This window comes from Mesorhizobium sp. USDA 4132 (assembly GCF_056279545.1).
Genome location: NZ_JBWCCP010000001.1, coordinates 1,871,837 through 1,896,544, shown reverse-complemented (window position 1 = coordinate 1,896,544; position 24,708 = coordinate 1,871,837). Strand labels below are relative to the sequence as shown.

Below are 24,708 nucleotides of genomic sequence, written 5' to 3'. Positions count from 1 at the left end.
TCAGAAACCGTTTGCGTCAAAATCTGGATCACGGTCGTCGCCCTGCCCCAAATCAGGTTCAATGTCTGGCGGTGCCCGCTCGACCGGCTCTTCGCCGCCCGTGGCGGTGTCACCGGTGGCAGACATGCTGGGGACCTCCTTCGGCTCAGGCAGGCGGCTGCGCCGGTTGTCGCTCACCTTTGCTGCAGGCGTCGCGACCTCTGGGCTGAAGTAGTCAATGTGTGTGTCGACCGCTTCATCCGGTGTCAGTTCGACGATCCTGGACAGACGCGCCTTTGCTGCATCCGAACGGATGAATTTCGCCAATGCCTTTGCGGGCTCGTATTTTCGATGGCGCTTGTGGAATTCAGCCATGCGCAGCTCCAGGTCGCGACGGGCTTTCATCAAGCCCTTGCTGTCCGTCACTTTGCCAATTGTCGCCTTGTGGTGCTTGATGGCCTTCTGGTGTTCGAAGAGCGTCAACCCGCTAGCGTACTTGGCATCGCGGTCAATCACGGGCAGCTTGATTACGACATTCCGATACGGGTCATTGACATAGAGCCAACCCACATCGTTCGGATCGCGCGTGACTTGGTAGATGGTGCCCTTGTGCTTGCCCTTGCCGTCACGATGTTTCGGATGCTGTTTGAGCGCATGCAGTTCCGGCGACCAGTAATGCAGGTAATCGAGGCGGATGCCGTCGCGCTGGACGGTCACGCCATCGGTGTAGCCGACAATACGGGTGAAGACGTCCGGATTGATCGGGGGACGCGTGGGCGAGCCGATGATGCCCCGATCCCAACGATCACAGGGATAGTCTTCGAGCGTGATCAGCGGTCCCAGGCCAGCTCGCAGGCTGCGATTGTGCACCTCGGCGAAATAGTGCGCCAGAAACCCGTGCAGTTCGTCCAGACGCAATTGAGGGACAGCCTTTTCCTTCTCATCGTCGAATTCATCGCGCTCTTCGGGTGATCCGGCCGTCGAACCCGGCAGCCGATGGATGAGCTGCTTGTTCAGGATCGAGAACAGGCGCTCGGTCGCCCCCTTTTCCCATGGGTGTCCGGGCCGGTACTCGATCAGGGTGAATCCCAGTTCTCGCGCTGCATTGGCGATATCTTTGCCAATCAGGTGCATGTCATTGTCGACACCGATCCGGAACGGGATACCAAACCAGGGCCAACTCACACCTTCAGGCAGCGTGGCTGGGTCCTTGGGAAAAACCGCGTGCTTCAGGCCAGCGATGAAACTGGTAATCGATGGTGCGCCAAACGTGATGTAGAAGCCCAGGACAATGCCCGAGTGCCGATCACGGAATACCAGGATGTTCGGACGGCCAAAGGCAAAGCGCGATGTCGGATCGAAGACGAACACGTCGAGCGTCGTGTAGTCGATGTCAACGACATCGAGCGGATGATCGGGCAACGCCAATCGCATCCTTGCGGAGGTCAGGCGGGCCGCTGCATCCGGCCCCTGACGCAGGTAGATTTTGCTGTAGGGATCGGCGTCTGCCAGGATACGCTGGTAATGGCGATCCGAGCATTTACGGCACTCGGCAGCGACGTCATGAAACTCAGCGCCTTCTGCGGTCAGGTTCTCCATCGCTGCCTTGATGGTGAGGTAGGTTCCCTCCGGATCGCTGAGGGCGATGATCAAAGCTTCCCGTAAAGCCTCATAAAAACGTGCGCTCTTGCGCTTCAAGGTGTTGCCCGGATTACGCCTTGGGGCCATCGCGGCGATGCGGTCATCAGTTCGACGACGAGACTTCTTGATCCAGCGATACATCGTCGCGTCCGATGGCGGGTCCTCCTGGCGTCGCTCGGAAACCGTTTTCTTCGCTACGCGCAACGCAGCCGTGGTCTCCTTGCCCCTATAGAGTTCATCGACGATTTTGAAATACTCGTCGATGAACTCCAAGGCGCGATGCGCGCGCTCTCGCTGACTGATCGTCAGGTTCAGCGAATTCTGCGGCTGACCCGCGTCCGGCTTCAAGCTGAAATTCAATGCGCGGCCCTGGCCCACCAGCCAGAAGTATTGGTGGGCCGTCATGGGAAACGGGGTCGCGTACTGGAACTCGTGGAACAGCATCGTTTTCGGCATTCCGGGACCGGAATTCTGCCAGCCTTTGAATTCGTAGACCGAGAACGTCCGTTTGTCGGCCAGGTACAGGGCAATGCGCTCGCCCATGGCGATACCGGGGAGCTGAGTGTTGTATTGGACGACCGGCGTTTCCGGCAAAGCGAAGTCGCGAGGCGACAGGATAGCCGTCGCCTTAGCCAGCAGAGTTTCGAACTTTTCAGAAGCAATAGACATGGTTACACTTTCATAATCAGGGAGTTCATGGTCAGCCGTTTGCCAAGGTCGAGGCGAACTTCGCCGCGCATCGCCAGTTGCATAACAGCCGTGAAGACAGGGTTGGACTGAGGGAGGACAGTCGGACGTTGGTCGCCCTCCCAGATGACAGCGTGTTGGGGTGACCCCAGGTGTCGCCAAAGGTGCTCGATGGTCGCCGGGCGTTTGAACTCCGCAATGGCATCACGAACACGATCCAGATTGACCGGTTGCGAGCGAACCTCGCGGTGCTGCCACATCTGCCGCAGGTTCGACAGACGGGGCTCGATACGAAGCGTCGCCTCGTTCAGAACCCGGAAGACGCAACCGAACACGTCCAGATGATACTCGACGAGAGCCTTGGCTTCGCTGACCTGCCACGGCCGCTCTTCCTGCATGTAGAAGTTCTCATACTTCAGGAATACGACCGAACCGTCACGCCGTTTGGCTGCCACATCCGCGAAGTGATGCAGACGATCCTCGACACCTGGCTCGATTTCGACCCAGGCATCAGCGATCAGCGGATACGGAGAGATCGCCACGACATCAGGATCGGTGTCGAGGTGAAGAACGCCATCAGCCATGAGAGGAGAACGGCAGCGAATGCCGCCGCTGACGCATTTGCGCGTGGGAAACTCCACGGGCAGCATCTTGTGGCGGACACGCTTGGGCGGGTCATAGACCGGCTCATGCTCTGCCGAAAACAGCGAACTCAGCACCGTGTAGACAGATTTAGCGCGCATCACGCACCTCACGGTCCGGCAACGGTACTCCCTCGTCACGGAAGGTGGCCTTGGGCACAGCCGACATCGCGCGCAGCGACTTTACGACGTGCTCTGGCACCCCCAGCACAAGGAGTTGTTCGACGGAAACGGGCTTACAAGCCACGCGTCCGCCATCGAAAGAGCCGTTCATCACAGCCTCCATCGTTCGCGCTCCTAAAAGGAAGCGCGGTGGAACTCGGATAGGAATGGATGTCGCTGACCCTCGAAGGGGTCAGAATCCTATCGCTAGACCGTGGTGATGGAGAAAGTTCGGATGAGGCGTCATCGCACGCAGATGCCCTTCGTCACGAGACGACCGGGGTGCACAGCGATGGTAGTTTTCGAGGAAGTTCATTTTATCCACCGTTCCCTAATTTGGGTTGACCTCGGTGGGATGGCGCTCAGCAAGTCAGCCGAGCAAAACGCTTTGCTAGCTGACGATTGCCGAACGGACATCCCGTTCGCTTCGTATGCATAGCTTATAGGTCACAGCGTTTTCCTTTGGTTTTCGGCGCGGAGGAGAAGGTACCTCGGCAATTCCGAACAAGAGATTGCATTTTTCACGGGCATTTTAACCGATCAAAGGAATTCTTTTAGAACTCCTTTGGACACAGGCCATTCAACCCGAAACTATTTTTCCAGAGACACGTCATCTGTCCCGGCCGACGCCATATGTTCACGTATTGTTCTTTGTGTCAAGCGGGCTTTGTGTCATGCTTTGCATCTCGACATCCTGGCGGATATCGACACCGTGAGAGACCACATGAAACACAATCCGCATCCCGTCCGCTTCCTCGACCTCCCTGGTATTCTTGAAGACCGTCCGGAAAAAATCGGCGCATTGGCGGCGGCCTCACGACGTGGCCTGTCCGGACGCCGTTCACGTAAGGAGAATGATGTCGCACTCACCTGGGCTGACAACCGCGACCTCGAAAACATGTCTACTGAGCAGCAGCAGTTCTACCTGCTTCGCGTCGAGAAGCTGAAAGGGCTGGTTGGAAGCGTCTTTGGTTCGGGAGACGTGCCCAATGTTTACGACGTCGCGGACCTCATCGGCAAACTGCCGGATCAAAACATCTCTGACTGGAACCTGTCCGACCTCGTCATACCTGGCGGTAGCGGATTTTCGTATTTCGATCTCGGGCACCAGGAAGCACTGGTCATCGATAAAGATAAGAACCTGTATTTCGAAGGTGCGTACGTTCAGATGACGGAATCCGACGACGAACGCAGCAGGTTCGATTTCTATCTCGTCATTAACGACCCTGAATTTGATCGTGACGAATCGGAGCGGACGACAGCGGCGACCTTGGGACGTATGGCTAACTATGTTCACATGCGCATTGGCGAAGACAATACGATTGAGGGTGCTTACCAATTCTTTCCGTATTGGAATACCTCCGCGAACGCGAATGAAGAGCTACGGGGCGATTGGAAGGCGGCAACGGCAGCAATCAACACCGTCATCAAGGCTGCGACGTACATCGCCTCAGAATTCGTCGGAGATATCGAGTTCGGATACAGCAAAGATGCCCCAAGACCATTGGTCGTGGCGGCCTCCGAAGGCGATCTCGGTGCTATCGAAAAGCTTACAAAGCAGGGATTTCCGATGATCAAACATGTCGGCCGCAATATTGGCCCCATCGCGGAACTGGAAGAGCCTCGGTTCGAGACGTCCGCCACCTACGGGCGGTGATGCCGCAGATGCAATTTCATGGGGAATCCTGCGAGTGAAGTAAGTTTCCGTTGCGTAGCTCTCCCGATATCCGTCAATATCACTTCATTAGGGGATCGGGGCAGTCAATGAAGAATGATCAACAAGAAGCGTATGAGCGTGTCCTTACTTCGTCACTTGCTCGGGTTCTGGATTTCCTGAAGTTTGCGGAAACCAAGAATGCCGCCCTACTTACATTCGCCTCTGCCTCGATAGTGGCTTCGATAAGCAACCTGAATAATGCGACGCTCGGAGGTGCGTGGAGAACGGCTTTTACCTTCGCGTTGCCATTGTTCATTCTCAGTGCGCTGACGGCATTATATTCGTTTCTCCCCAAAACCCTGTTGAACCGCTTTCACAAAGACCCGGAGCAATCGAAGGCCCTCTTGTACTTTGGTGATGCTGCGTCCTTCGCTCCCGCTGCATATAAACAGCGGGTATTGGAGCGATACCTTCCGCCAGAAAATGAATCCGCCACCCAAAACTATCTAGACGACCTGGCGATCCAAATCGCTGTCAACAGTCAGATCACGAAGCGAAAACTTACAATATTCAACACCGGCGCATTGATCGTGTTTTCGGCGATTCTTGTTGTCTCGGTGCCCGGCATCCTCGGTCTTTGTCGATTTCTATCTGCGGCGTTCGGGAGCAATCCATGACAATGAAGGACCTCCGTGACGAGATTGTCGAAGAAGTCAGCACTATTTTGGCGGCAGATTTTCAGATCGATGTGACAGGGACGAAGACGGTTCCACATTCAGGCGACCCAGCAATCACGTTTCCAAATTTGGACGCTAAGCGACAAGGCGCGAAGCTGATCGAGACCTGCGTGCTTTACATCGACATACGCCGGTCAACCGAGCTGAATATAACTCACAAGCCGAAGACTGTAGCCAAGCTCTACTCAGCTTTTGTCAGGGCAATGACACGCTGTGCTCGTTACCATAAAGGGCACGTCAGAGGCATTATCGGCGACCGTGTCATGGTCATATTTGATACCGCAGACGCGTATGTAAATGCCGTGGAATGCGCGATTGCGATGAATACAGTCTCCCAGCATGTGATCAATCTGCATTTCAAGCGGGGCGAGGTTGAATGCGGCATTGGCATTGATGCTGGAAATATGTTGGCGACTAAAACAGGCGTGCGCCGCCGGGGCGTTGATCAAGCTGCCTACCGAAATCTCGTGTGGCTGGGACGACCTGCGAACGTTGCGAGCAAACTGACGGACTTGGCCAACAAGCCCGAGGAAAGCGTTCCTATCCCTATCGTGTCCGCACACTTCAAGTCACCCCTTGGCATTTTCGCCGGGTTGAGTGGAGAAGGAACCTGGAGAGACTTTTATCCCAGTGACTTTGTACGCCAGCTTTCATCCGAACTGCTCGGGAACCGCATCCAACACTCTGACTCGAACTTCCAGATGATGTTCGTATCTGAACGCAGCATCGTCACCCGAGCGGCAACAAAACCCATAATGATGACGGAGACTGTCTGGAACGGTTTCAGAGCAGCCAAGCCAGCAGACAATTCAGTCGTCAACGCTTGGTTCTCGGAGGTCCCGATCAAGGTTCCAGGTTACACAGGGAAAGTTTACGCCGGAGACGTGATTTACCCGGCGCTGAAAACCTGATCGGCTTTGGTCGGAAATGAGATCACAGGCGCGATTTCCTGTAGGCCGGTGCCGCTAGCGGCTTCTTCTGAGTCCGGCTTCACGAATTCAACGGCGAGGTCGGCCGCAGATTTTCTGTTCGCAAGCTTAGGTACAAAAACAACACGGTATGCGAAAGGCAAGTACACATGGGCCCCGCTGACCTTGCCCCGTGCTAGTGTTTTTCCCGGAGTTCACTACCCTTAACCGGAGTGATGACATGTCGGGATCAGGCAGAGCGGCGACCGAAGAGGCCTCTGATAGCAACGTAAATCCCGTGTTTAACCCACGGTTGATAATCACAGCCCCTATCCAGCCACAGCGACTCATGTAGCATGCGGGATGTATTATACGGGGACAATTACCTATGGCCGCAAATCTGCCTTATCTCGCCTCGCCTGGTTCGATTAAGACCGCGTTGGAACGCATTCAATCGGCCGCTACGCCCGAACGTGTCACAGCGGATTTCGTACAGACGAAGCTCCAGATCAAAGGCGGACCAGGGGCCAGTATACCGGCCTTCCTAAAGAAGATCGGTTTTGTAAACTCCGACGGCACACCGTCTGAACTCTACAAACGTTTCAGAAATGGCTCTACCTCCGGTGAAGCGGTGGCTCAAGGGATACGAGTTGGTTATCGCGAGCTTTTCGAGGTGAATGAGTATTGTTATGAACTCTCCGATAAAGAATTGCTGTCGCTAGTGTGCCAAGTAACGGGCGCGGCAGTGGACAGCTCGACGGCGAAGCTTACCGTTGCCACAATCAAGCACCTAAAGGCCTACGCCGATTTCGACGCCAAGCAGAAAGCTCAGGAATACAGCGAGGACGCCTCCGCGCTTCCAACAGCCTATCATCCACTACCAACGTCTGAAGGAAAGCTCGGGCTAAATCTTTCTTACACCATTAACCTAAATCTACCTGCGACTTCGGATCAGGCCGTTTTTAATGCGATTTTCCGCAGTCTTCGGGAGCATCTGCTAAATGGTGAATAGTGCGCTAAATCAGGTAAAGTCGTTCGGAATGACGAACCAGATGATTGCGGAAGACCTGGCTGAGATAGAGCGGTCTTACAACATCCAACTTGGTCACATCCCCGCGAAGACTGAAATAGTTGAACAGGAATACTATCCTCAGTTGGACGCTGCGGTCCGGGCGGAGGGTGCGAAGATGGCTCGCCATTATGAGGTCTTCTACTCCTTGGAGAGATCAATTCGTACGCTGGTAGACCAGACTTTCACGGCTGAAGACACGTCCCTGAATTGGTGGAAGACAAAGGTCCCTGAGAGTATCCAACTTGAGGTAACCAGCCGCCTGAAGAAGGAGTTGGACGCTGGTGTAAGTCGCCGGTCCCAGGACGAGCTAGACTACACTACGTTCGGCGAACTGTCGGTCATTATCACCTCGAATTGGGGTCTGTTTGGATCGCTATTCAACAGCAAAAAAGCCGTTGAGAAGGTATTTGCCAGCCTCAACGCGCTGCGAAACCCAATTGCTCACTGCTGCCCGTTAGCTGAAGACGAGGAGCTTAGGCTGCGCTTAACGGTCCGAGACTGGTTTAGATTGATGGAGAAGTAGGCCCTCGGATTAGGGAGGCAGCGTTAAGCGGGCTTGGCCCAGGCTTGGACGCTCCATCGCGACAAACCAAGTGAGCGCGCAATCAGGAAGGCCGCTTTCCGTTCGATTCTCATCCGTTGAGTCGACGAATCTCAAAGGATTGTCGTTTCAGTCAACGGATGAGTCGGGCTATACCAATGGCGACCCCTGCAGGACTCGAACCTGCGACCTGCTGCTTAGAAGGCAGCTGCTCTATCCAGTTGAGCTAAGGGGCCGATCTCGGCAGCAGCGCTCGGGAAGAGCCCGAGCGGGCTAAAAAATCAATGTGTCCAGGGCTGGGTGCGGCTGAAGCGGAAATTGTCGGTGTAGGAAACGATCTGGCGATTCGGATCCTTCGGCTGGATGACGCGGTATTCGATGCCTTCGCGCTTGGCATAGGCTTCGGCCTGTTCCTGGCTTTCGAAGGTCAGGCGAAGCTGCTGTTTCATGTCGCCGGAGGAGGTGTAGCCAAGGATCGGATCGATGCGGCGCGGCTGCTCCTGGTCGAATTCCAGCACCCAGAGATGGGTCTTGGCCTTGCCGGACTGCATGGCGGTCTTTGCGGGACGATAGATCTTGGCGGCCATTCCTGTAACGCTCCATGGAATGGAACGGATAAGGAGCCTCACCCAAAAGCATGGTCGGAGTGGAGAGATTCGAACTCCCGACCCTCTGGTCCCAAACCAGATGCGCTACCAGGCTGCGCTACACTCCGTTCCTACGGTGGTTGCGAGATACACGGTTCCCCCTTGTGTCGCAACTGCAAAATGGACCCTTGGCCATTCTGAAGCCAAGAGTTTGAAAATTACCACTGATTGCCGATGCGTTTGCTGATCACCTTGTCGCCCACCTTGATCCCGAGCGCCTTCGAGCGGCCGGCATTGAGCTCCAGCACGAATTTCACCGGACCGTGCGAATCGATGATGTCGCGCGCATAGGGCACGGCGTTCTCGCGGATATGCGAGATCGTGCCATCGCCCTGGATGAACAGCATGTCGAGGGGAAGGATGGTGTTCTCCATCCACATGGAGACCGGCCGCGGCGTGCCAAAATCGAACAGCATGCCGGCATCCGGCGCCATCACCTTGCGGTACATCAGTCCGCGCTCGCGCTGCGCGTCGGTGAAAGCGAGCTCGATCGTGAACTTGTAGGTCTGGCCGGCCGCGGTCTTGATCGACAGCTCGTCGCGCGGGAAGGTCACGTCCTGCGCAACCGCACCGCCTGCCAAGATAAGAAAAAGCGCCGCAAGGGCGCTTTTGAGAAATGCTGGAAACGAGATACGCATCAGTGCGACCGGCTCACGGGATTGGGATTGTCGGGATGGATTTCCGCCGCCATCAGGCCCTTGTCACCCGGCCCGAAACGGACCAGCACGACCTGGCCCGGACGCAGCTCGGTGAGGCCGAAGCGGCGCAGCGTTTCCATATGCACGAAGATGTCTTCCGTCCCCTCGCCGCGCGTCAGGAAGCCGAAACCCTTGGTGCGGTTGAACCACTTCACCAGAGCCCGTTCCAGACCGCTGGTCGCAGTCACCTGCACGTGGGTGCGCACCGGTGGAAGATCCGACGGGTGGACGGCGGTGGACTGATCCATGGAGAGGATGCGGAACGCCTGGTAGCCGCGATCCCGCTTCTGGATCATCGCGACGATGCGCGTGCCTTCCAGAATGGTCTGGTATCCGTCTCGACGAAGGCAGGTGACGTGCAGAAGCACATCCTGCATGCCGTTGTCGGGAACGATGAAGCCGAACCCCTTCGCCACATCGAACCATTTGACGACGCCGGTGATTTCGATCAGCTCGACCGGCTCGCCCGGAAGCTCTTCGAAACTGCCAACGTCTTTCGATGACATTCTGTCTGCCATATCCTGTCGGCCCCTCGATTACGCGTTACGACGTGACGATCAACTGATTCTCAGAGGATAGATTAACATCTTGCTAACCATTTAACGCAAGTCCCTGCCTTGGCTTTATCCACCTTCATCTCTATCTAGAGTGGCTTGCTCGAGGCTGGCGTCTGCGCCATATCCAACGCGCACCCACATAAGGGGTTCATCGGCGATTGGCCTTGTCGGAGGGAGACACCATAATGCGTTATCTTCATACCATGGTCCGGGTGAAAGACCTGGACGCCTCGCTTCATTTCTACACGACGGTCTTCGGCCTCAAGGAAGTTCGTCGCAGCGACAACGAGAAGGGCCGCTTCACGCTGGTCTTTCTTGCGGCCCCCGACGATCTCAGCGACGCCAAGGACGTTCTCGCTCCCTGCGTCGAGCTGACCTACAATTGGGACACCGAGGATTATACCGGCGGTCGCAACTTCGGTCACCTCGCCTATGAGGTCGATAACATCTACGATTTCTGCCAGCATCTTTCGGACAACGGCATCATCATCAATCGTCCGCCGCGCGAAGGCCGGATGGCTTTTATCCGCTCGCCGGACGGCATTTCGATCGAACTCCTTCAGAAAGGCGACAACCTGCCTGTCGCCGAACCCTGGGCTTCTGCACCGAATATCGGCAGCTGGTAGGATTTTTCAACGCGGCGGCTTCTTTTTATGCAACCGCCGCGTTCCTTCCCCCAACCTTGCCCCAGGCTAACCTCGTCACGACCCGCCTGCCCCGGCCGGCTTGCCCATGCCGCGCTTCCGCGAGATGTTCTCAAGATGATGATTCGCGACATGACGTGCGCGAGACGAGCTGACGGGGCACATCTTGCCGAAAACGCCTTTCCTTTGTTCGAATGTCCGCATGACGCTGGCGATCGCCTGCCTTTCTGCGTTGATGCTTGGCGGCTGCACCACCACGAAAAAGACGGCTGACGCCACGACGCCCGCGCCGCGCACCACGGTACCGGCGAGCGCCAAGGGCATCCTTGCCAAGGGCGGCACCACCGCCGCTAGCCGTTATGTCGATCCGGCGATTGCCAAGGGCTCGGCGCAGCAGGCCCAGACACCGGCGGCGTCTGCCGTGCCCACTGCGGAAAATACGTTCCCGCCGGCGCCTGCACAGCCTCAGCAGACCTCGATCGCCGGCCTTGCGACGCAGCCGACCGGCGTGCGCGCCGATAGCGGCACGATCTTTTCATCAAACCCGCCGCTGGCCGTTGCCGCACCATCCGGCGATGGTCCGGTTCCGGCCAACCTGCCGAGGCGGAATTTCAACGCCACCACCGCCAGTGTCTACAGTACGCCGCAGGCCACGCGCGCCGCAGCCTGCGGGGCCGACGCCCAGGGCAATCCTTTAAGCTGCTGATTCAGCGCATTTTTCGCGTGAGTAGGCCGTAGCAAAAAGGCCGTCATTTTTTTGTAAAAAAGATGGCTTTGGCGCTTGCGGGAAAGAAATCCCCTCTCTATAAGAGCGCCACGAAGCGCAGGCGCCCTTCGTCTATCGGTTAGGACACCAGATTTTCATTCTGGGAAGAGGGGTTCGACTCCCCTAGGGCGTGCCACTCCTTTCTCCCCAAGCTTTTGTTTTCATTTCCATATCCAGCTGTCGCACGTCGTTTGGCGGCGGCGCTATTTTTTGCGTTCGCAAGTGCTTGAAAACGCAATTTTGCGCTTGCGGGATAGAAACGCCCTGACTATAAGGGCGCCACCACGAAGCGCACGCGCCCTTCGTCTATCGGTTAGGACACCAGATTTTCATTCTGGGAAGAGGGGTTCGACTCCCCTAGGGCGTGCCACTTCCTCTCTCCGCAAAAGCGGAATCCATTCCCCAAATAGACCCGCCTCTTACGGCGCCTTCACGGCGTCGAGCAGGCGGAGCTGCATGCGGCGCGTGCCCTGCCATTGGTCGGCGCTGAGGCAGCCGGCGGCATGGATCTGCGCGCCCCGGGAATTCAGTAGCATATTGCCAAGCGGCGTTTCGGCGGCCCGGAAGGCGATGCCTTCGAGGCGCGAACCGTCGGCCGCCTCCAGCGTCACCTTGATATGCGCGGTCCCGACGAGGCGGGCATCCTTCAGCCGGTGGGCGGGGATCGCGAAAATGGGCTGCGAATGGCCGGAACCATAGGGCCCGGCCTGTTCGAGCTGGTCGAAAAGTTCGAGCGTCGCGCCGGAGGCGGAAAGCGCGCCGTCGATCTTCAGCACGTGATTGGCGACCAACGCCGGCACGCCCTCGCCCGCCATTTCCTCGAAGAAGGCACGCAGGCGGCCGAGATTGCTGCGCTCGACCGTCAACCCCGCCGCCATGGCATGGCCGCCACCCTTGACGAGCAAACCTGAGTCCACAGCAGCGCGGACCATCCGGCCCATGTCGAAGCCGTTGATCGAACGGCCGGACCCGGTGCCCCTGCCAGACGGATCGAAAGCGATCGCAAAAGCCGGGCGCTTGAATTTCTCCTTCAGCCGCGCCGCGATCAGCCCGACGATGCCGGGATGCCATTTGTCACGCGCCGTGACGATGACGTTTGCTCCCTCGCCGTTGCCGTATTCGGCCAGCACTTCGGCTTCCGCCTCGGCAAGCATGGCGGCTTCCATGGCTTGGCGCTCACGGTTGAGTTCGTCCAGCCGAGCGGCGATCACCTCGGCTTCGATCGGGTCTTCCAGCGTCAGCAGTCGGCTGCCGAGTGCCGCATCGCCGATGCGTCCGCCGGCATTGATGCGCGGGCCGATCAGGAAGCCGAAATGATAGGGCGTCACCGGGCCGCCAAGGCCTGCCTTGCGGAACAGCGCCGAAAGCCCGGCATTGCCCATGTGGCGCGCCGCAAGCAGGCCCTTGACCACGTAGGCGCGATTGAGGCCCTTCAGCGGCACCACGTCGCAGACGGTCGCCAGCGCGACGATGTCGAGCCAGGCGAGCAGATCGAGCGATCCGGCGCGCGGATCGCCGATCTGCCGCATGTGGCGCGCAGCGGCGACCAGTACCAGGAAGACAACGCCGGCGGCGCAGAGATGGCCCTGGCCGGAGAGGTCGTCCTCGCGGTTCGGGTTGACGAGCGCCAGGCATGGCGGCAGCTCGTGGCCGAGCTGGTGGTGGTCGATGACCACGACGTCGCAGCCCTCGTCACGCGCCGCGGCAAGCGCGTCATGGCTGGTGGAGCCACAATCGACGGTAACGATGAGGCTGGCGCCGTTGGCGATCAACTGGCGGATCGCCGTCGGGTTGGGGCCGTAGCCTTCGAAGATGCGGTCAGGAATATAGATTTCCGCCTCGACGCCGAAATGGCGGAGGAACCGATAAAGCAAGGCCGAAGAGGATGCGCCGTCGACGTCGTAATCGCCGAAGATCGCCACCTTCTCCTGCCGGGCGATCGCGGCGGCGAGCCTCAGCACCGCCTTTTCGCAATCGGTGAGCGTGTAAGGATCAGGCATCAGCGAGCGGATGGTCGGGTCGAGGAAGGCGGGAGCATCGTCGAGCGTAACGCCGCGGCCAGCGAGCACCCGGGCGACGAGATCGGGTATGCCGTGGATCTGGGCGATCGCCAGCGCCCGGTTTTGGGCCGCCTGATCGAGGCGCGACACCCAGCGCTGGTCGCCCGCGGAGCGTTCGACGCCGAGAAATGCGCGCGGGACGGGATCAACCGTTTCCGCCGTGGACGAAAGCGCGGAGAAAATTCTGGTCATGGAGCGCTTCTAACGTATCGCGAGAGCAAGAGGAATCGATTTGACGGGATCACCGGGCGGATCGGGCCATCTTTCGGTAACCGGCCGATCACAGCATCGACCAGATGAATGCCGAGCCGCTGATACCGGCCGCGGCGGCGAAGAACACCAGCAGGAAAGCGAAACTGCGCCGTCCTGCAAACTCGTCTCCGCCCGGCTGATCGTTGGCGTGGATGCGATGGGTGGGCGGCGAGCCATGTGGCTTGGGGCAGGCTCCACCGAGCCGCAGCCGGTATCCCTTGTTCCGCGTGTTCAAGTTTCGCGTCTTCACGGCCCGCGTATTCATGGCGATCGCGCAAGTGCCTCCTCGACGGTGATTGCCATTGGCAATTTACGTCCAGAGGCCTCCGAGCGGCCAGTCCGAGAGCCTTTGCGGCCCTTGTTTTCGAAGATGTTCTCGAAAAGTTCCGGCGTTACCCACAGGAAACAGCAGCGCCGGCTTTTCGAAGCGATCCGCTTTCTTAAAAAGCCTTGGGCCGCTCGATGCGAATCACCTGGGGCTCGCCGACGAGATAGCTCTCGGCCTTGATGGCATCGACCGCCTTGCGGACCGAATCCTCGGTGGTCGCGTGGGTGACGAGGATGATCGTCTTCGGCGTGTCGGTCGCCGCATCCGGCTTGGATCGCTGCATGATCGATTCCAGCGAGATGCCGTTCTCCGCCATACGGGCGGCGATACTGGCAAAGACGCCGGTGCGGTCGGCGACCGTCAGGCGGATGAAATAGCCGCCCTCATGGCTCTGCATGCGGGCGCGCTTGTAGGGCGCAAGCGAGGCGGCCGGAGTGCCGAGCACCGGAACGCGCTGGGCGCCGGGGCTGCTCTTGGCGATGTCGGCGATATCGCCGAGGACGGCGGACGCGGTCGCGTTGCCACCGGCGCCGGGGCCAACCATCAGCAGTTCGCCGAGAATATCGGATTCGATCGCCACCGCATTCGTCACGCCGTCGACCTGGGCGATGACCGAGTCATGCGGCACCATGGTCGGATGAACGCGCTGCTCGATACCGCTGTCGGTCAATTGGGCAACGCCGAGCAGCTTGATGCGGTAGCCGAGATCGGCTGCCGCGTGGATGTCCTCGATCGAGATATTGCTGATGCCCTCGAGATAGATCTCGTCGGCGGCGATCTGAGTGCCGAAGGCGAGCGTCGTCAGGATAGCAAGCTTGTGAGCCGTATCGTTGCCCTCGATATCGAAGGCCGGGTCGGCCTCGGCGTAACCGAGGCGCTGCGCTTCCTTGAGGCAATCGGCAAACGACAAGCCTTCCTTCTCCATCCGGGTCAGGATGTAGTTGCAGGTGCCGTTCATGATGCCGTAGACGCGCGACACGGTATTGCCGGTCAGGGACTCGCGAAGCGCCTTGATGACCGGAATGCCGCCGGCGACGGCTGCTTCGAAATTGAGAAGGACGCTTTTCTCTTCGGCGATCTTGGCAAGCTCGACACCGGACGCGGCAAGCAGCGCTTTGTTGGCCGTCACCACATGGAGACCACGGGTCAGCGCCGCCCGCACGGAATCGGCGGCGGCACCCGAAGCACCACCCATCAGTTCCACGAAGACGTCGATATCGGCCTCGTTGGCCATTTTTTCCGGCGTGTCGAACCAGGCAATGCCGGAAATATCGATGCCGCGGTCGCGCGACCTGTCGCGTGCCGTCACTGCCGTGATCTCGATCGCACGGCCGCACGTCGTTGCCAATTCATTCGCGCGGGTCTGGATGATCCGGACGAGCGAGGCACCCACAGTGCCGAGACCCGCAATGCCGACTTTGAGGGCATCTGCCATGCTATTCTTCCTGATTGCCTGGGAGGTGGCGGCCCACGCGGGCCGCCGGAAATGCTGGTCCGATCAACGGCGTGTGTTGAGCGAGATGACGTTGTGCATCGTCTCGTCGGCCGTCGACAGGAACTTCTTGATGTTGCGGGCCGCCTGACGGATGCGGTGTTCGTTCTCGACCAGCGCCAGACGAACGTAATCGTCGCCCATCTCGCCGAAGCCGATGCCCGGCGCGACCGCGACGTCCGCCTTCTCGACCAGCAGCTTGGAGAATTCGAGGCTGCCGAGGTGGCGGAACTTTTCCGGGATCTTTGCCCAGGCGAACATGGTGGCTGCCGGCGGCGGCACTTCGAAACCGGCCTTGCCGAAAGAGTCGACCATCACGTCGCGGCGGCGCTTGTAGACATTGCGGACTTCGGCGATGTCGGAACCGTCGCCGTTGAGGGCATGGGTCGCCGCGACCTGGATCGGCGTGAAGGCGCCGTAATCGAGATACGATTTGACGCGGGTCAGCGCCGAGATCAGACGCTCGTTGCCGACCGCAAAGCCGATGCGCCAGCCGGGCATGGAGAAGGTCTTCGACATCGACGTGAACTCGACGGCGATATCCATCGCGCCGGGCACCTGCAGCACGGACGGTGGCGGTTCGCCGTCGAAATAGATCTCCGAATAGGCAAGGTCCGACAGCACGATGATGTCGTGCTTCTTCGCAAAGCTCACCACCTCCTTATAGAAGTCCAGCGAAGCGACATGCGCCGTCGGATTGGACGGATAGTTGAGGATCAGCGCCAGCGGCTTCGGGATCGAATGTTTTACCGCGCGTTCGAGCGGCGGAAAGAAGCTGTCATCCGGCTCGACCGACATCGAGCGGATCACGCCGCCGGCCATCAGGAAACCGAAGGCGTGGATCGGATAGGTCGGGTTGGGGCAGAGGATGACGTCGCCCGGTGCTGTGATCGCCTGCGCCATATTGGCGAAGCCTTCCTTGGAGCCAAGCGTCGCAACGACCTGGGTATCCGGGTTGAGCTTCACGCCGAAACGGCGGGCATAATAGGCAGCCTGGGCACGGCGAAGGCCGGGAATACCCTTGGATGACGAATAACGGTGGGTGCGCGGGTCCTGGACCACTTCGCACAGCTTGTCGACGATCGCCTTCGGGGTCGGAAGGTCGGGATTGCCCATGCCGAGATCGATAATGTCCGCGCCACCCGCTCGCGCGCTGGCCTTCAAACGGTTAACCTGTTCGAAGACGTATGGCGGCAGGCGTCGGACTTTATGAAACTCTTCCATCTTTCTCCCCGTGGAAGGCGCGCAGCGTCAGACGCGACGCGCCGGTGTCGCATGATTGGCGATTTTTTGCTTTGCGACCAAAAGCGCCGAAACGCAAGTGCTAATTGCCGATATCGGCTGGCCCGGATGACTTGGTTTGCCCGGACGACTTGGCGATATGGGCTACTTGGCGATATGCGCCAATGCGTCCTTGCCGTGCTCAGCGGCAAGCTTGCGGTATTCGGCGACCCGGCGCTGATATTCGGCTTCGGAGATCGAACCGGATCTGCGCAGGCGGGCGAGCGATGCAAGGCGCGGCTCGCTCTTGTTGTAATCCTCGTCCTCGATCTGCTCGGCCGCAGCGCGCAGCGTCGGATCGAAGCTCGGATAGACGCCGGTGTTCTGCTTGGTGACCGGACCGGGTGGCGGCGCGTTCTTGCTTTGGACGACGACGGCCGGCGGTGCGGTGTTCGGAATACCGTCATCCAGAGCAAAAGTGCTGCTGTTGCAGCCGGCCAGCAGAGAGAGCGCGCCAAGACCGATGAAAAGCGGTAAGCTGCCGACCCGATGCCTCAGTTTTTCCATTTCCGTAACCCAGTTTCCGTCATCGGCCAAATGCACCTGAAGGCGCCGATCGCTGGCACTTGTATTCGCTTTCAGGCACAATGTACAAACGAAAACAACTAACAAACTGTGGGGAGGCCGTGCGTGGCGGAAAAGACCGAGGATAACGGGCGGGCCGGACAGGAATTTCCGGGATTCGACCCCAAATCGGTCGAGGCCTATGTGGTCAAGGACCCGCAGGCGCTCGCCATGAACTTCGCCAGGGCGCTCGAAAACCTGGGCAAGGCGGCATCGGAATGGCTCGGCCCCCGCGAACGCGGCGAGGTCGGCGATTCGGTCGCGGACCCGGTGACAGACCTCGTGAAGACCCTTTCCAAGGTCACGGAATACTGGATTTCGGATCCGAAGCGGACGCTCGAGGCGCAGACCCTGCTGTTCTCCAGCTATATCGGCATCTGGACACGCACTCTCAATCAGTTTTCGGGCCAATTCTCCGGCCAGCCAGTCGCCCCCGAAGCCGACACCCTGCCGAAAGACAAACGTTTCGCCGACGATGACTGGATGAAGAACCCTTTCTTCGCCCTCCTCCGGCAGCTTTACCTCGTCACCGCTTCCTGGGCCGACAAGCTGGTCAACGAAGCCGAAGGGCTTGACGAGCACACCCGGCACAAGGCCGCCTTCTATGTGAAGCAGGTGACGGCCGCCCTTTCGCCGGCCAATTTCGCTCTCACCAATCCGGAAGTGTATCGCGAGACCGTCGCCAGCAATGGCGCCAACCTAGTGGCGGGCATGAAGATGTTCGCCGAGGACATCGCGGCCGGCGGCGGGGACCTCAGGCTGCGCCATACCGACGCGACCAAATTCGCGATCGGCCGCAACATGGCGCTGACGCCGGGCAAGGTGATCGCCCAGAGCGAAGTCTGCGAGGTCATCCAGTACGAACCATCGACGGAAACGGTGCTGAAGCGCCCTCTCCTCATCTGCCCGCCGTGGATCAACAAGTTCTATATCCTCGACCTCAACCCGCAGAAGAGCTTCATCAAGTGGTGCGTCGACCAGGGCCACACGGTATTCGTGATCTCCTGGGTCAATCCCGATGAACGCCATGCGAAGAAGGACTGGGAATCCTACATGCGCGAAGGGATCGACTTCGCGCTGACCACGGTCGAGAAGGCTACCGGCGAACGCCAGGTCAATGCGATCGGTTATTGCGTCGGCGGAACGCTACTCGCGGCAACGCTTGCCTATCACGCCCAGAAGAAGAACAGCCGCATCGCATCGGCGACCTTCCTCACCACCCAGGTGGATTTCACCCATGCGGGCGATCTCAAGGTGTTCGTCGACGAGGAACAGATCGCGGCGATGGAAAAGCAGATGAATGCGGTCGGCTATCTCGACGGTTCGAAGATGGCCACCGCCTTCAACATGCTGCGCGCCTCGGAACTGATCTGGCCCTACGTCGTCAGCAACTACCTCAAGGGCAAGGAACCGATGCCCTTCGACCTGCTCTACTGGAATTCCGACAGCACACGGATGGCGGCTGCCAACCACGCCTATTACCTGCGCAACTGCTATCTCGACAACACGCTCAGCAAGGGCGAGATGAAGCTCGCCGGCAAGACGATCTCGCTCAAGGACATCAAGATCCCGGTCTACAATCTCGCCACCCGGGAAGACCATATCGCGCCGCCGAAATCGGTCTTCCTCGGCTCCTCGCTGTTCGGCGGACCAGTGGATTTCGTGCTGACTGGTTCGGGCCATATCGCCGGCGTCGTCAACCCGCCCGACAAGCAGAAATACCAGTACTGGACCGGCGGCAAGGCCGAAGGCCAGTACGAAGACTGGCTGACGGGCGCCGAGGAAAACAAGGGCTCCTGGTGGCCGCACTGGCACGCCTGGGTCGAGGCAAAGGACGACGAGCGCGTGCCGGCCCGCAAGCCCGGCGGCAAGGCGCTCAATGCGATTGCCGATGCGCCCGGCACCTACGTGCTCGAACGCGTCTGATCCTAATCCCGATGCGTTTTGATCCGCCGCTCGTGCCTGCGACACTCCTGCAACGCTACAAGCGCTTCCTGTTCGACGCCGCGCTGGAGGACGGCACGCCGTTTACCGGCTCCTGCCCCAATACCGGCTCGATGCGAGGGCTGACGACGCCAGGCTCGAAGATCTGGGTGTCGCTGCACGACAGCCCCACCCGCAAATACCGGCACATGTTCGAGATGGTCGAGGTGGACGGCGAGCGCGTCGGCATCAATACCGGCCTGCCAAACCGGCTCACCGAAGAAGCGATCCACGCCGGGCTGATTCCGAGCCTTGCCAGTTACGAGACGATCCTGCGTGAACAGCGCTACGGCCGCAATTCGCGCATCGACTTCCTGCTTCTGGGCAGCGATCTGCCGAATGCCTATGTGGAGGTCAAGAACGTCCACTTCTGCCGTGAGCCGGGGCTGGCGGAATTCCCCGACACCGTTACCAAGCGCGGTGCCAAACACCTGGAAGAGCTGGGCGACATGGCGGAGGCCGGTCACCGGGCGGTGATGATTTATCTCATCCAGCGGCACGACTGTTCGCGTTTCCGTATCTGCGGAGATCTCGACCCATTCTATGCGCTCGCCTTCGAGCGCGCCAAGTCCCGCGGCGTTGAGGCCTATGCCGTCGATTGCCACGTTTCGCCGGAGGAAATCGCGCCGTCGGGGCTGATCCCGATCGAAGATCTCGGCTATCGTTTTTCGGCCGCTTTGTAGACCGCATCTCGATCCCGTCTGCCGACGGCGACTACCAAGACGATCAGTTGCGTATCGCGAACTTCATAGACGAGGCGATAGCCGATGGACCGCAGCTTAATCTTGTAACGGTTCTTGGATCCATGAAGCTGGGCGGCAGCGACGCGCGGATTTTCGAGGCGTTCGGCCAATTTCTTCTTGAACTGCTCGCGGATATTCGAGTCGAGTTTGCGCCATTCCTTCAGCGCAACATCCAGAAACGCGAGCTCACAGCTCATCCAGCGTTACCTTGATGACGGTCTCGCCTGCCCGGCTGTCGGCAAGCGCATTGAGCTCAAGGTCTTCCAACCGGTCCATCATCGCTTCATAAGCCTTTGCAGGCACGCAGTAGAAGGCGGGCTCATTGCGATTGAGGATGGCGACAGGAGCTCCGTCTCCTGCTGCGACGGTACCCATGGGATTGCGCTTCAGCTCGGAAACGCTGGCGGTAACTTCGGCGAGGACGATGCTGACCATGGTGGCTCCAATGCTCCAATTCGCACCTTGTATAGACCCATAAGAAGCACTTTAAAAGGCTCGTTTCAAATCTACTCGTTCGGATTGTCGGGAAGAAAAGCGCTGAAATCTCCGATCGCCATGGACGAACCGGGGCCGGCTGCTTTATGAACGGAGAGATTGCGAGAGAAGAACCATGGTCAACTATATCGAGGCGGTTTCCGCCCCCCTTAAAAACACGGGCGCGATCCGGCTCTATACCGCGGACGACTTTGCCGGCATGCGCAAGGCCTGCCTGCTGACGGCGCGCTGCCTCGACGAGCTGGCGGCGATCGTGCAGCCCGGCGTCACCACCAATGCCATCGATCGCTTCGTTTTCGAATTCGGCATGGACCATGGTGCGTTGCCGGCGACGCTGAATTATCGCGGTTACACGAAATCCTCCTGCACCTCGATCAATCACGTCGTCTGCCACGGCATTCCGGATGACAAGCCTTTGCGGGAAGGCGATATCGTCAATATCGACGTCACCTATATCCTCGACGGCTGGCACGGGGATTCGAGCCGCATGTATCCGGTGGGCCAAATCAAGCGCGCCTCCGAGCGCCTGCTCGAAGTCACCTACGAATGCCTGATGCGCGGCATCGAGGCAGTCCGTCCCGGCGCCCGCACCGGGGCGATCGGAGAAGCGATCCAGACCTATGCGGAAGCGGAACGCTGCTCGGTGGTGCGCGATTTCTGCGGCCATGGCGTCGGCCGGCTTTTCCACGACTCGCCGAACATCCTCCATTACGGCCGCGCCGACGAAGGTCCGGAAATGAAGGAAGGGATGATCTTCACCATCGAGCCGATGATCAATCTCGGCAAGCCGCATGTGAAGGTGCTTTCCGACGGCTGGACTGCGGTTACCCGCGACCGGTCGCTGTCGGCGCAATACGAACACGCGATCGGCGTCACCGCCACCGGCTGCGAGATTTTCACCCTCTCGCCGGGGGGCTTCGACCGGCCCGGCCTACCGCCGCTTTCGAGGTAACGGATGGCCAACCGCTCCGCTCCTCCGCCGGACGAACAGGCGTCCTTCGTCGAGGACGAGCGCGGCTTTTTCGCCGAACAGCTGACAAAACCAAAGGCCATCAAGAAGCCGGCACTTGCGGAGGACGACGAGCCGGCGGCGCATTACCATGGCCACCGCGAACGTCTCAAAGCCAAGTATCGCGAACATGGCGATACCGGGCTGGCGGACTACGAGATCCTCGAACTGCTGCTGTTCCGGTCGATCCCGCGCCGCGATACGAAACCGCTTGCCAAGGCGCTGATCGCCCGCTTTGGAACGCTTGCCGGAGTTCTCGGCGCGCCGCTCGGATTGCTGCAGGAGATCAAGGGCGTCGGCGAGGCGGTGGCGCTCGACCTGAAGCTCGTTGCGACCGTCGGGCAGCGGATGCTGAAAAGCGAACTGCGCGGCAAGCAGGTCCTGTCGTCCTGGTCTTCGGTGATCGACTATTGCCATGCGGTCATGGCTTACGAACCCCGCGAACAGTTCCGCATCCTCTTTCTCGACAAGCGGAATGCGCTGATCGCCGACGAGGTGCAGGGCCATGGCACCGTCGACCATACGCCGGTCTATCCGCGCGAAGTCGTGCGCCGGGCGCTCGAACTGTCAGCCACCGCGATCATTCTCGTGCACAACCATCCGAGCGGCGACCCCATTCCTTCCCGTGCCGATATCGACATGACCAAGACGATCGTCGACACCGCGAAACCCTTGGGTATCACGGTGCACGACCACATCATCATCGGCAAGGACGGCCATGTCAGCCTGAAGGGGCTGAGGCTTATTTAGAGCTATTGATGGCGTTGCTTTTCACGACAAAGAGCATAATCCAAAGATAAATTCCCAAGTTCACAAGTAATAGTATCAGGCGCATTTCAAAGGCGGAATCTATCCCATCAATCAGCGTCCGGTTTCCAGTCAACGTACTAACGATACGATGCTCGTGCACGTAAAGACGGAAAAGGAGGAATGCCAAGGCAGCATTTCCAAAGACTGCAAGCCATACCAGCTTGGTTTTATGTGTAGCCGCAAGCGCTCTCAGATCCAGCGATTGAGCTATCGCCAAAAAAAAACCAAAAGCAACGGCGAAAACAAGAACGACGATTTGGTTGCCAGAATCCCAAAAATTCTGGGCATACGCCAAGGCCAGTTCCGGCTCTTTAGGGTCCAAGGCCTGGCTCACTTTAGTAATTCCGCCTTCAGGTTCGATATGCAGCAGATCATACAAGCCCATTTAAGCATCCCCGCGCTATTCGAGTATTAAAACAGGCAAGCAACCAAAAGTCGATTTCCATCTATCTACAATCTTAACGATACGGCGAGATAAATCTTAAACTCGCCCGTCTGCAGTTACAATCCGGCCGAGTTGATCACCCCACCTGCACCATGTGGCCTTCGGAAACCTCGCGGTACTGGCGGGCCGGCGGCTGGAAACCCACCGGACGGACCGGGCTCTTCAATTCGTCATTGGAAATGCCACGACGGATGCCGCGGCGGGCCGGGTCCGGCACCGGAACGGCGGCCATCAGCTTTTTCGTATAGGGATGCTGAGGATTGTCGAACACCGCCGCGCGCGGGCCGATCTCGACGATTTCGCCGAGATACATGACCGCCACCCGATGGCTGACACGCTCGACCACCGCCATGTCGTGGCTGATGAACAGGAAGGCGAGATTGAGGCTCTCCTGCAGGTCGAGGAGCAGGTTGCAGACCTGTGCCTTGATCGAGACGTCGAGCGCCGAGACGCTTTCGTCGGCGACGATCACCTTCGGATCGAGCGACAGGGCACGGGCAATGGCGATGCGCTGGCGCTGGCCACCTGAAAACTCGTGCGGATAGCGCCCCGCCATGTCCGGCGAAAGGCCCACTTTGCGGAGCAGGTCAGCGGTCTTTTCCTTGGCGTCCTTCGTATTGCCGAGCTTATGCTTGACGAAGGGTTCGGAAATCGCAGCGCCGACCGTCATGCGCGGGTTGAGCGACGAGAACGGATCCTGGAAGATCATCTGGATGGTCTTGCGCATGTCGCGCAGCCCCGTCTGATCGAGGCGCAGGACATCGTAGCCGTCGAGCGCCACGTCGCCGCTGGTGGGCTCGATCAGCCGCATGATCGAGCGGCCGGTCGTCGACTTGCCGCAGCCCGATTCACCGACCAGCGACAAGGTCTCGCCCTGGAAGAGATCGAAGGAAATGTTCTCGACCGCGTGGACGGAACCCGTCTGCGTCGCAAAGAGGCCGGAGCGGACGGCGAAGCGGGTAACGAGGTTCTTCACCGCCAATACCGGGGTTTTTCGGGTATCGACCGTGCCGGCGACTTCCTTGGGCTCGGCAGTCTCGCCGGTAGCGATGTCGACGACCGGGAAGCGGGTCGGCCATTTGCGGTCCTGCATCGAGCCGAGCCGCGGCACGGCGGAGAGCAGCGCCCGCGTATACGGGTGCTTGCCGCGGTGAAAAATCTCCTCGGTCGGACCGCTTTCGACAGCCTCGCCGCGATACATGACGATGGTGCGGTCGGCGATCTCGGCGACCACACCCATGTCATGGGTGATGAAGAGCACCGACATGCCCTCCTCCTCCTGCAGCACCTTGATGAGATCGAGGATCTGTCCCTGGATGGTGACATCGAGCGCGGTAGTCGGTTCGTCGGCGATCAGCAGCCTCGGTTTCGAGGCCAGTGCCATCGCGATCATCACGCGCTGGCGCATGCCGCCGGAGAACTGGTGGGGATAATCGTCGAACCGGGCGCCGGCGTTCGGAATGCGGACCTTTTCGAGCAGCCGCACGGTTTCGGCGCGCGCCTGCGATTTCGACAGTCCCTTGTGGCGCGTCAGCACTTCCGAGATCTGCCGCCCGATCGTGAAGATCGGATTGAGCGAAGTCATCGGCTCCTGGAAAATCATCGAGACGTCGTTGCCGCGCACGCCCCGCATCTCCTTTTCGGAGATCGACAGGAGATCCCGGCCGGAGAGCAGGATGCTGCCCTCGATCCTGCTCGTGTTGGCCGCAAGCAGCCGCATGATCGACAGCGAAGTGACGCTCTTGCCGGAGCCGCTTTCCCCGACGATCGCGACCGTCTCGCCCGGATGCACGTCGAAGGAGACGTCGCGGACGACGCTTTTCCATTCGCCGTCGACGAGGAAGGATGTCGTCAGGTTCCTGACGGAAAGAACAGGTGTCTCGGTCATTGGGGCTTCCGTCTTCAGGGC

At 59.3% G+C, this 24,708-nt stretch carries 26 protein-coding genes and 4 tRNA genes; 13 read left to right on the top strand and 17 right to left on the bottom strand.

What is annotated here, in order from left to right:
- The 3 genes from ACZ9IU_RS09890 to ACZ9IU_RS09880 are packed head-to-tail and all read right to left on the bottom strand — an operon-like array spanning position 1 to position 3,222.
- Positions 1 to 2,289, bottom strand: a complete 2,289-nt coding sequence (locus ACZ9IU_RS09890; RefSeq protein WP_038542513.1) for a TnsB C-terminal domain-containing protein — start codon at positions 2,287 to 2,289, stop codon at positions 1 to 3.
- 2 nt (positions 2,290 to 2,291) lie between these two features.
- Positions 2,292 to 3,050 carry a hypothetical protein gene (locus ACZ9IU_RS09885; protein ID WP_038542512.1) on the bottom strand — a complete coding sequence of 253 codons (759 nt, stop codon included), beginning with the start codon at positions 3,048 to 3,050 and terminating at the stop codon, positions 2,292 to 2,294.
- Positions 3,040 to 3,222 (bottom strand): hypothetical protein, encoded by a 183-nt coding sequence (locus ACZ9IU_RS09880; protein ID WP_038542510.1) that lies wholly within the window; start codon positions 3,220 to 3,222, stop codon positions 3,040 to 3,042. Before ACZ9IU_RS09880 ends, ACZ9IU_RS09885 begins: the two co-directional genes overlap by 11 nt.
- Positions 3,223 to 3,834: 612 nt before the next feature.
- Here ACZ9IU_RS09880 and ACZ9IU_RS09875 point away from each other — a divergent pair.
- The 5 genes from ACZ9IU_RS09875 (at position 3,835) to ACZ9IU_RS09855 (ending at position 8,007) form a co-directional block, all read left to right on the top strand.
- Positions 3,835 to 4,767, top strand: a complete 933-nt coding sequence (locus ACZ9IU_RS09875) for a hypothetical protein (protein ID WP_157885116.1) — start codon at positions 3,835 to 3,837, stop codon at positions 4,765 to 4,767.
- Between the two features lie 107 nt (positions 4,768 to 4,874).
- On the top strand, positions 4,875 to 5,444 hold the full coding sequence (locus ACZ9IU_RS09870) for a Pycsar system effector family protein (RefSeq protein ID WP_038542504.1): 570 nt from the start codon (positions 4,875 to 4,877) through the stop codon (positions 5,442 to 5,444).
- Entirely contained in the window at positions 5,441 to 6,415 is a 975-nt protein-coding gene (locus ACZ9IU_RS09865; RefSeq protein WP_080719150.1) for an adenylate/guanylate cyclase domain-containing protein, read from the top strand. Before ACZ9IU_RS09870 ends, ACZ9IU_RS09865 begins: the two co-directional genes overlap by 4 nt.
- Before the next feature lie 385 nt (positions 6,416 to 6,800).
- Positions 6,801 to 7,424 (top strand): DUF5343 domain-containing protein, encoded by a 624-nt coding sequence (locus tag ACZ9IU_RS09860; protein WP_038542500.1) that lies wholly within the window; start codon positions 6,801 to 6,803, stop codon positions 7,422 to 7,424.
- A gap of 28 nt (positions 7,425 to 7,452) precedes the next feature.
- On the top strand, positions 7,453 to 8,007 hold the full coding sequence (locus tag ACZ9IU_RS09855) for a Swt1 family HEPN domain-containing protein (RefSeq protein ID WP_197569344.1): 555 nt from the start codon (positions 7,453 to 7,455) through the stop codon (positions 8,005 to 8,007).
- Between the two features lie 177 nt (positions 8,008 to 8,184).
- Here the strand turns inward: ACZ9IU_RS09855 and ACZ9IU_RS09850 are convergent.
- The 5 genes from ACZ9IU_RS09850 to ACZ9IU_RS09830 form a co-directional block, all read right to left on the bottom strand.
- Positions 8,185 to 8,261: transfer RNA gene (locus tag ACZ9IU_RS09850), tRNA-Arg, on the bottom strand.
- 45 nt (positions 8,262 to 8,306) lie between these two features.
- Entirely contained in the window at positions 8,307 to 8,612 is a 306-nt protein-coding gene (locus ACZ9IU_RS09845) for an ETC complex I subunit (protein WP_038542496.1), read from the bottom strand.
- 51 nt (positions 8,613 to 8,663) lie between these two features.
- A tRNA-Pro gene (locus ACZ9IU_RS09840) sits at positions 8,664 to 8,740 on the bottom strand.
- A 90-nt stretch (positions 8,741 to 8,830) separates the two neighbouring features.
- Positions 8,831 to 9,310 carry a DUF192 domain-containing protein gene (locus tag ACZ9IU_RS09835; RefSeq protein WP_038542494.1) on the bottom strand — a complete coding sequence of 160 codons (480 nt, stop codon included), beginning with the start codon at positions 9,308 to 9,310 and terminating at the stop codon, positions 8,831 to 8,833.
- The gene (locus ACZ9IU_RS09830) at positions 9,310 to 9,888 is read right to left on the bottom strand and encodes a cold-shock protein (protein ID WP_037084473.1); all 579 of its coding nucleotides are present in this window, start codon (positions 9,886 to 9,888) and stop codon (positions 9,310 to 9,312) included. The genes ACZ9IU_RS09835 and ACZ9IU_RS09830 overlap by 1 nt, the downstream gene beginning before the upstream one ends.
- A gap of 224 nt (positions 9,889 to 10,112) precedes the next feature.
- Here ACZ9IU_RS09830 and gloA point away from each other — a divergent pair, with 224 nt between their 5' ends.
- The 4 genes from gloA to ACZ9IU_RS09810 all read left to right on the top strand — a co-directional run bounded on the left by gloA (position 10,113) and on the right by ACZ9IU_RS09810 (position 11,707).
- A complete protein-coding gene (gene gloA, locus ACZ9IU_RS09825; RefSeq protein WP_038542492.1) occupies positions 10,113 to 10,553 on the top strand; it encodes a lactoylglutathione lyase in 441 nt (146 codons plus the stop codon).
- Between the two features lie 220 nt (positions 10,554 to 10,773).
- Positions 10,774 to 11,277, top strand: a complete 504-nt coding sequence (locus ACZ9IU_RS09820; RefSeq protein ID WP_038542490.1) for a hypothetical protein — start codon at positions 10,774 to 10,776, stop codon at positions 11,275 to 11,277.
- A gap of 121 nt (positions 11,278 to 11,398) precedes the next feature.
- Positions 11,399 to 11,473: transfer RNA gene (locus ACZ9IU_RS09815), tRNA-Glu, on the top strand.
- A 159-nt stretch (positions 11,474 to 11,632) separates the two neighbouring features.
- A tRNA-Glu gene (locus tag ACZ9IU_RS09810) sits at positions 11,633 to 11,707 on the top strand.
- 49 nt (positions 11,708 to 11,756) lie between these two features.
- Here ACZ9IU_RS09810 and recJ read toward each other — a convergent pair.
- The 5 genes from recJ to ACZ9IU_RS09785 all read right to left on the bottom strand — a co-directional run bounded on the left by recJ (position 11,757) and on the right by ACZ9IU_RS09785 (position 17,257).
- The gene (recJ, locus tag ACZ9IU_RS09805) at positions 11,757 to 13,589 is read right to left on the bottom strand and encodes a single-stranded-DNA-specific exonuclease RecJ (RefSeq protein WP_038542488.1); all 1,833 of its coding nucleotides are present in this window, start codon (positions 13,587 to 13,589) and stop codon (positions 11,757 to 11,759) included.
- A gap of 88 nt (positions 13,590 to 13,677) precedes the next feature.
- Positions 13,678 to 13,884: a hypothetical protein gene (locus ACZ9IU_RS09800; protein ID WP_157885115.1), complete on the bottom strand. Its 207-nt coding sequence runs from the start codon at positions 13,882 to 13,884 to the stop codon at positions 13,678 to 13,680.
- A 205-nt stretch (positions 13,885 to 14,089) separates the two neighbouring features.
- Positions 14,090 to 15,412 (bottom strand): homoserine dehydrogenase, encoded by a 1,323-nt coding sequence (locus ACZ9IU_RS09795; RefSeq protein ID WP_038542484.1) that lies wholly within the window; start codon positions 15,410 to 15,412, stop codon positions 14,090 to 14,092.
- A 63-nt stretch (positions 15,413 to 15,475) separates the two neighbouring features.
- Entirely contained in the window at positions 15,476 to 16,693 is a 1,218-nt protein-coding gene (locus ACZ9IU_RS09790; protein WP_038542482.1) for an LL-diaminopimelate aminotransferase, read from the bottom strand.
- A 162-nt stretch (positions 16,694 to 16,855) separates the two neighbouring features.
- The gene (locus ACZ9IU_RS09785) at positions 16,856 to 17,257 is read right to left on the bottom strand and encodes a hypothetical protein (RefSeq protein WP_038542480.1); all 402 of its coding nucleotides are present in this window, start codon (positions 17,255 to 17,257) and stop codon (positions 16,856 to 16,858) included.
- 123 nt (positions 17,258 to 17,380) lie between these two features.
- On the opposite strand from ACZ9IU_RS09785, the gene ACZ9IU_RS09780 reads away from it, so the two are divergent.
- Positions 17,381 to 19,240: a PHA/PHB synthase family protein gene (locus tag ACZ9IU_RS09780; protein ID WP_038542478.1), complete on the top strand. Its 1,860-nt coding sequence runs from the start codon at positions 17,381 to 17,383 to the stop codon at positions 19,238 to 19,240.
- An 11-nt stretch (positions 19,241 to 19,251) separates the two neighbouring features.
- Positions 19,252 to 19,980, top strand: coding sequence for a DNA/RNA nuclease SfsA (sfsA, locus tag ACZ9IU_RS09775; RefSeq protein ID WP_038542475.1), 729 nt, complete (start codon positions 19,252 to 19,254; stop codon positions 19,978 to 19,980).
- Here the strand turns inward: sfsA and ACZ9IU_RS09770 are convergent.
- Both ACZ9IU_RS09770 and ACZ9IU_RS09765 read right to left on the bottom strand, forming a co-directional pair.
- Complete coding sequence (locus ACZ9IU_RS09770) at positions 19,956 to 20,237, bottom strand: type II toxin-antitoxin system RelE family toxin (RefSeq protein ID WP_038542473.1); 282 nt, start codon at positions 20,235 to 20,237, stop codon at positions 19,956 to 19,958. The genes sfsA and ACZ9IU_RS09770 overlap by 25 nt on opposite strands.
- Positions 20,227 to 20,475: a type II toxin-antitoxin system Phd/YefM family antitoxin gene (locus ACZ9IU_RS09765; protein ID WP_038542472.1), complete on the bottom strand. Its 249-nt coding sequence runs from the start codon at positions 20,473 to 20,475 to the stop codon at positions 20,227 to 20,229. The genes ACZ9IU_RS09770 and ACZ9IU_RS09765 overlap by 11 nt, the downstream gene beginning before the upstream one ends.
- Before the next feature lie 175 nt (positions 20,476 to 20,650).
- Between ACZ9IU_RS09765 and map the strand changes: the two genes are divergently transcribed.
- Entirely contained in the window at positions 20,651 to 21,487 is an 837-nt protein-coding gene (map, locus tag ACZ9IU_RS09760) for a type I methionyl aminopeptidase (RefSeq protein WP_038542469.1), read from the top strand.
- A 3-nt stretch (positions 21,488 to 21,490) separates the two neighbouring features.
- Positions 21,491 to 22,294: a RadC family protein gene (gene radC, locus ACZ9IU_RS09755; protein WP_038542467.1), complete on the top strand. Its 804-nt coding sequence runs from the start codon at positions 21,491 to 21,493 to the stop codon at positions 22,292 to 22,294.
- Here the strand turns inward: radC and ACZ9IU_RS09750 are convergent.
- Both ACZ9IU_RS09750 and ACZ9IU_RS09745 read right to left on the bottom strand, forming a co-directional pair.
- Complete coding sequence (locus tag ACZ9IU_RS09750; RefSeq protein WP_051899695.1) at positions 22,287 to 22,739, bottom strand: hypothetical protein; 453 nt, start codon at positions 22,737 to 22,739, stop codon at positions 22,287 to 22,289. The genes radC and ACZ9IU_RS09750 overlap by 8 nt on opposite strands.
- Positions 22,740 to 22,875: 136 nt before the next feature.
- The gene (locus ACZ9IU_RS09745; RefSeq protein ID WP_038549108.1) at positions 22,876 to 24,687 is read right to left on the bottom strand and encodes an ABC transporter ATP-binding protein; all 1,812 of its coding nucleotides are present in this window, start codon (positions 24,685 to 24,687) and stop codon (positions 22,876 to 22,878) included.
- Between the last annotated feature and the right edge of the window lie 21 nt (positions 24,688 to 24,708).

Coding starts and splice junctions, on each gene's coding strand:
- ACZ9IU_RS09890 (WP_038542513.1), bottom strand. CDS start 2,289: ATGTCTATTGCTTCTGAAAAGTTCGAAACTCTGCTGGCTAAGGCGACG.
- ACZ9IU_RS09885 (WP_038542512.1), bottom strand. CDS start 3,050: ATGCGCGCTAAATCTGTCTACACGGTGCTGAGTTCGCTGTTTTCGGCA.
- ACZ9IU_RS09880 (WP_038542510.1), bottom strand. CDS start 3,222: ATGAACGGCTCTTTCGATGGCGGACGCGTGGCTTGTAAGCCCGTTTCC.
- ACZ9IU_RS09875 (WP_157885116.1), top strand. CDS start 3,835: ATGAAACACAATCCGCATCCCGTCCGCTTCCTCGACCTCCCTGGTATT.
- ACZ9IU_RS09870 (WP_038542504.1), top strand. CDS start 4,875: ATGAAGAATGATCAACAAGAAGCGTATGAGCGTGTCCTTACTTCGTCA.
- ACZ9IU_RS09865 (WP_080719150.1), top strand. CDS start 5,441: ATGACAATGAAGGACCTCCGTGACGAGATTGTCGAAGAAGTCAGCACT.
- ACZ9IU_RS09860 (WP_038542500.1), top strand. CDS start 6,801: ATGGCCGCAAATCTGCCTTATCTCGCCTCGCCTGGTTCGATTAAGACC.
- ACZ9IU_RS09855 (WP_197569344.1), top strand. CDS start 7,453: ATGACGAACCAGATGATTGCGGAAGACCTGGCTGAGATAGAGCGGTCT.
- ACZ9IU_RS09845 (WP_038542496.1), bottom strand. CDS start 8,612: ATGGCCGCCAAGATCTATCGTCCCGCAAAGACCGCCATGCAGTCCGGC.
- ACZ9IU_RS09835 (WP_038542494.1), bottom strand. CDS start 9,310: ATGCGTATCTCGTTTCCAGCATTTCTCAAAAGCGCCCTTGCGGCGCTT.
- ACZ9IU_RS09830 (WP_037084473.1), bottom strand. CDS start 9,888: ATGGCAGACAGAATGTCATCGAAAGACGTTGGCAGTTTCGAAGAGCTT.
- gloA (WP_038542492.1), top strand. CDS start 10,113: ATGCGTTATCTTCATACCATGGTCCGGGTGAAAGACCTGGACGCCTCG.
- ACZ9IU_RS09820 (WP_038542490.1), top strand. CDS start 10,774: ATGACGCTGGCGATCGCCTGCCTTTCTGCGTTGATGCTTGGCGGCTGC.
- recJ (WP_038542488.1), bottom strand. CDS start 13,589: ATGACCAGAATTTTCTCCGCGCTTTCGTCCACGGCGGAAACGGTTGAT.
- ACZ9IU_RS09795 (WP_038542484.1), bottom strand. CDS start 15,412: ATGGCAGATGCCCTCAAAGTCGGCATTGCGGGTCTCGGCACTGTGGGT.
- ACZ9IU_RS09790 (WP_038542482.1), bottom strand. CDS start 16,693: ATGGAAGAGTTTCATAAAGTCCGACGCCTGCCGCCATACGTCTTCGAA.
- ACZ9IU_RS09785 (WP_038542480.1), bottom strand. CDS start 17,257: ATGGAAAAACTGAGGCATCGGGTCGGCAGCTTACCGCTTTTCATCGGT.
- sfsA (WP_038542475.1), top strand. CDS start 19,252: ATGCGTTTTGATCCGCCGCTCGTGCCTGCGACACTCCTGCAACGCTAC.
- ACZ9IU_RS09770 (WP_038542473.1), bottom strand. CDS start 20,237: ATGAGCTGTGAGCTCGCGTTTCTGGATGTTGCGCTGAAGGAATGGCGC.
- ACZ9IU_RS09765 (WP_038542472.1), bottom strand. CDS start 20,475: ATGGTCAGCATCGTCCTCGCCGAAGTTACCGCCAGCGTTTCCGAGCTG.
- map (WP_038542469.1), top strand. CDS start 20,651: ATGGTCAACTATATCGAGGCGGTTTCCGCCCCCCTTAAAAACACGGGC.
- radC (WP_038542467.1), top strand. CDS start 21,491: ATGGCCAACCGCTCCGCTCCTCCGCCGGACGAACAGGCGTCCTTCGTC.
- ACZ9IU_RS09750 (WP_051899695.1), bottom strand. CDS start 22,739: ATGGGCTTGTATGATCTGCTGCATATCGAACCTGAAGGCGGAATTACT.
- ACZ9IU_RS09745 (WP_038549108.1), bottom strand. CDS start 24,687: ATGACCGAGACACCTGTTCTTTCCGTCAGGAACCTGACGACATCCTTC.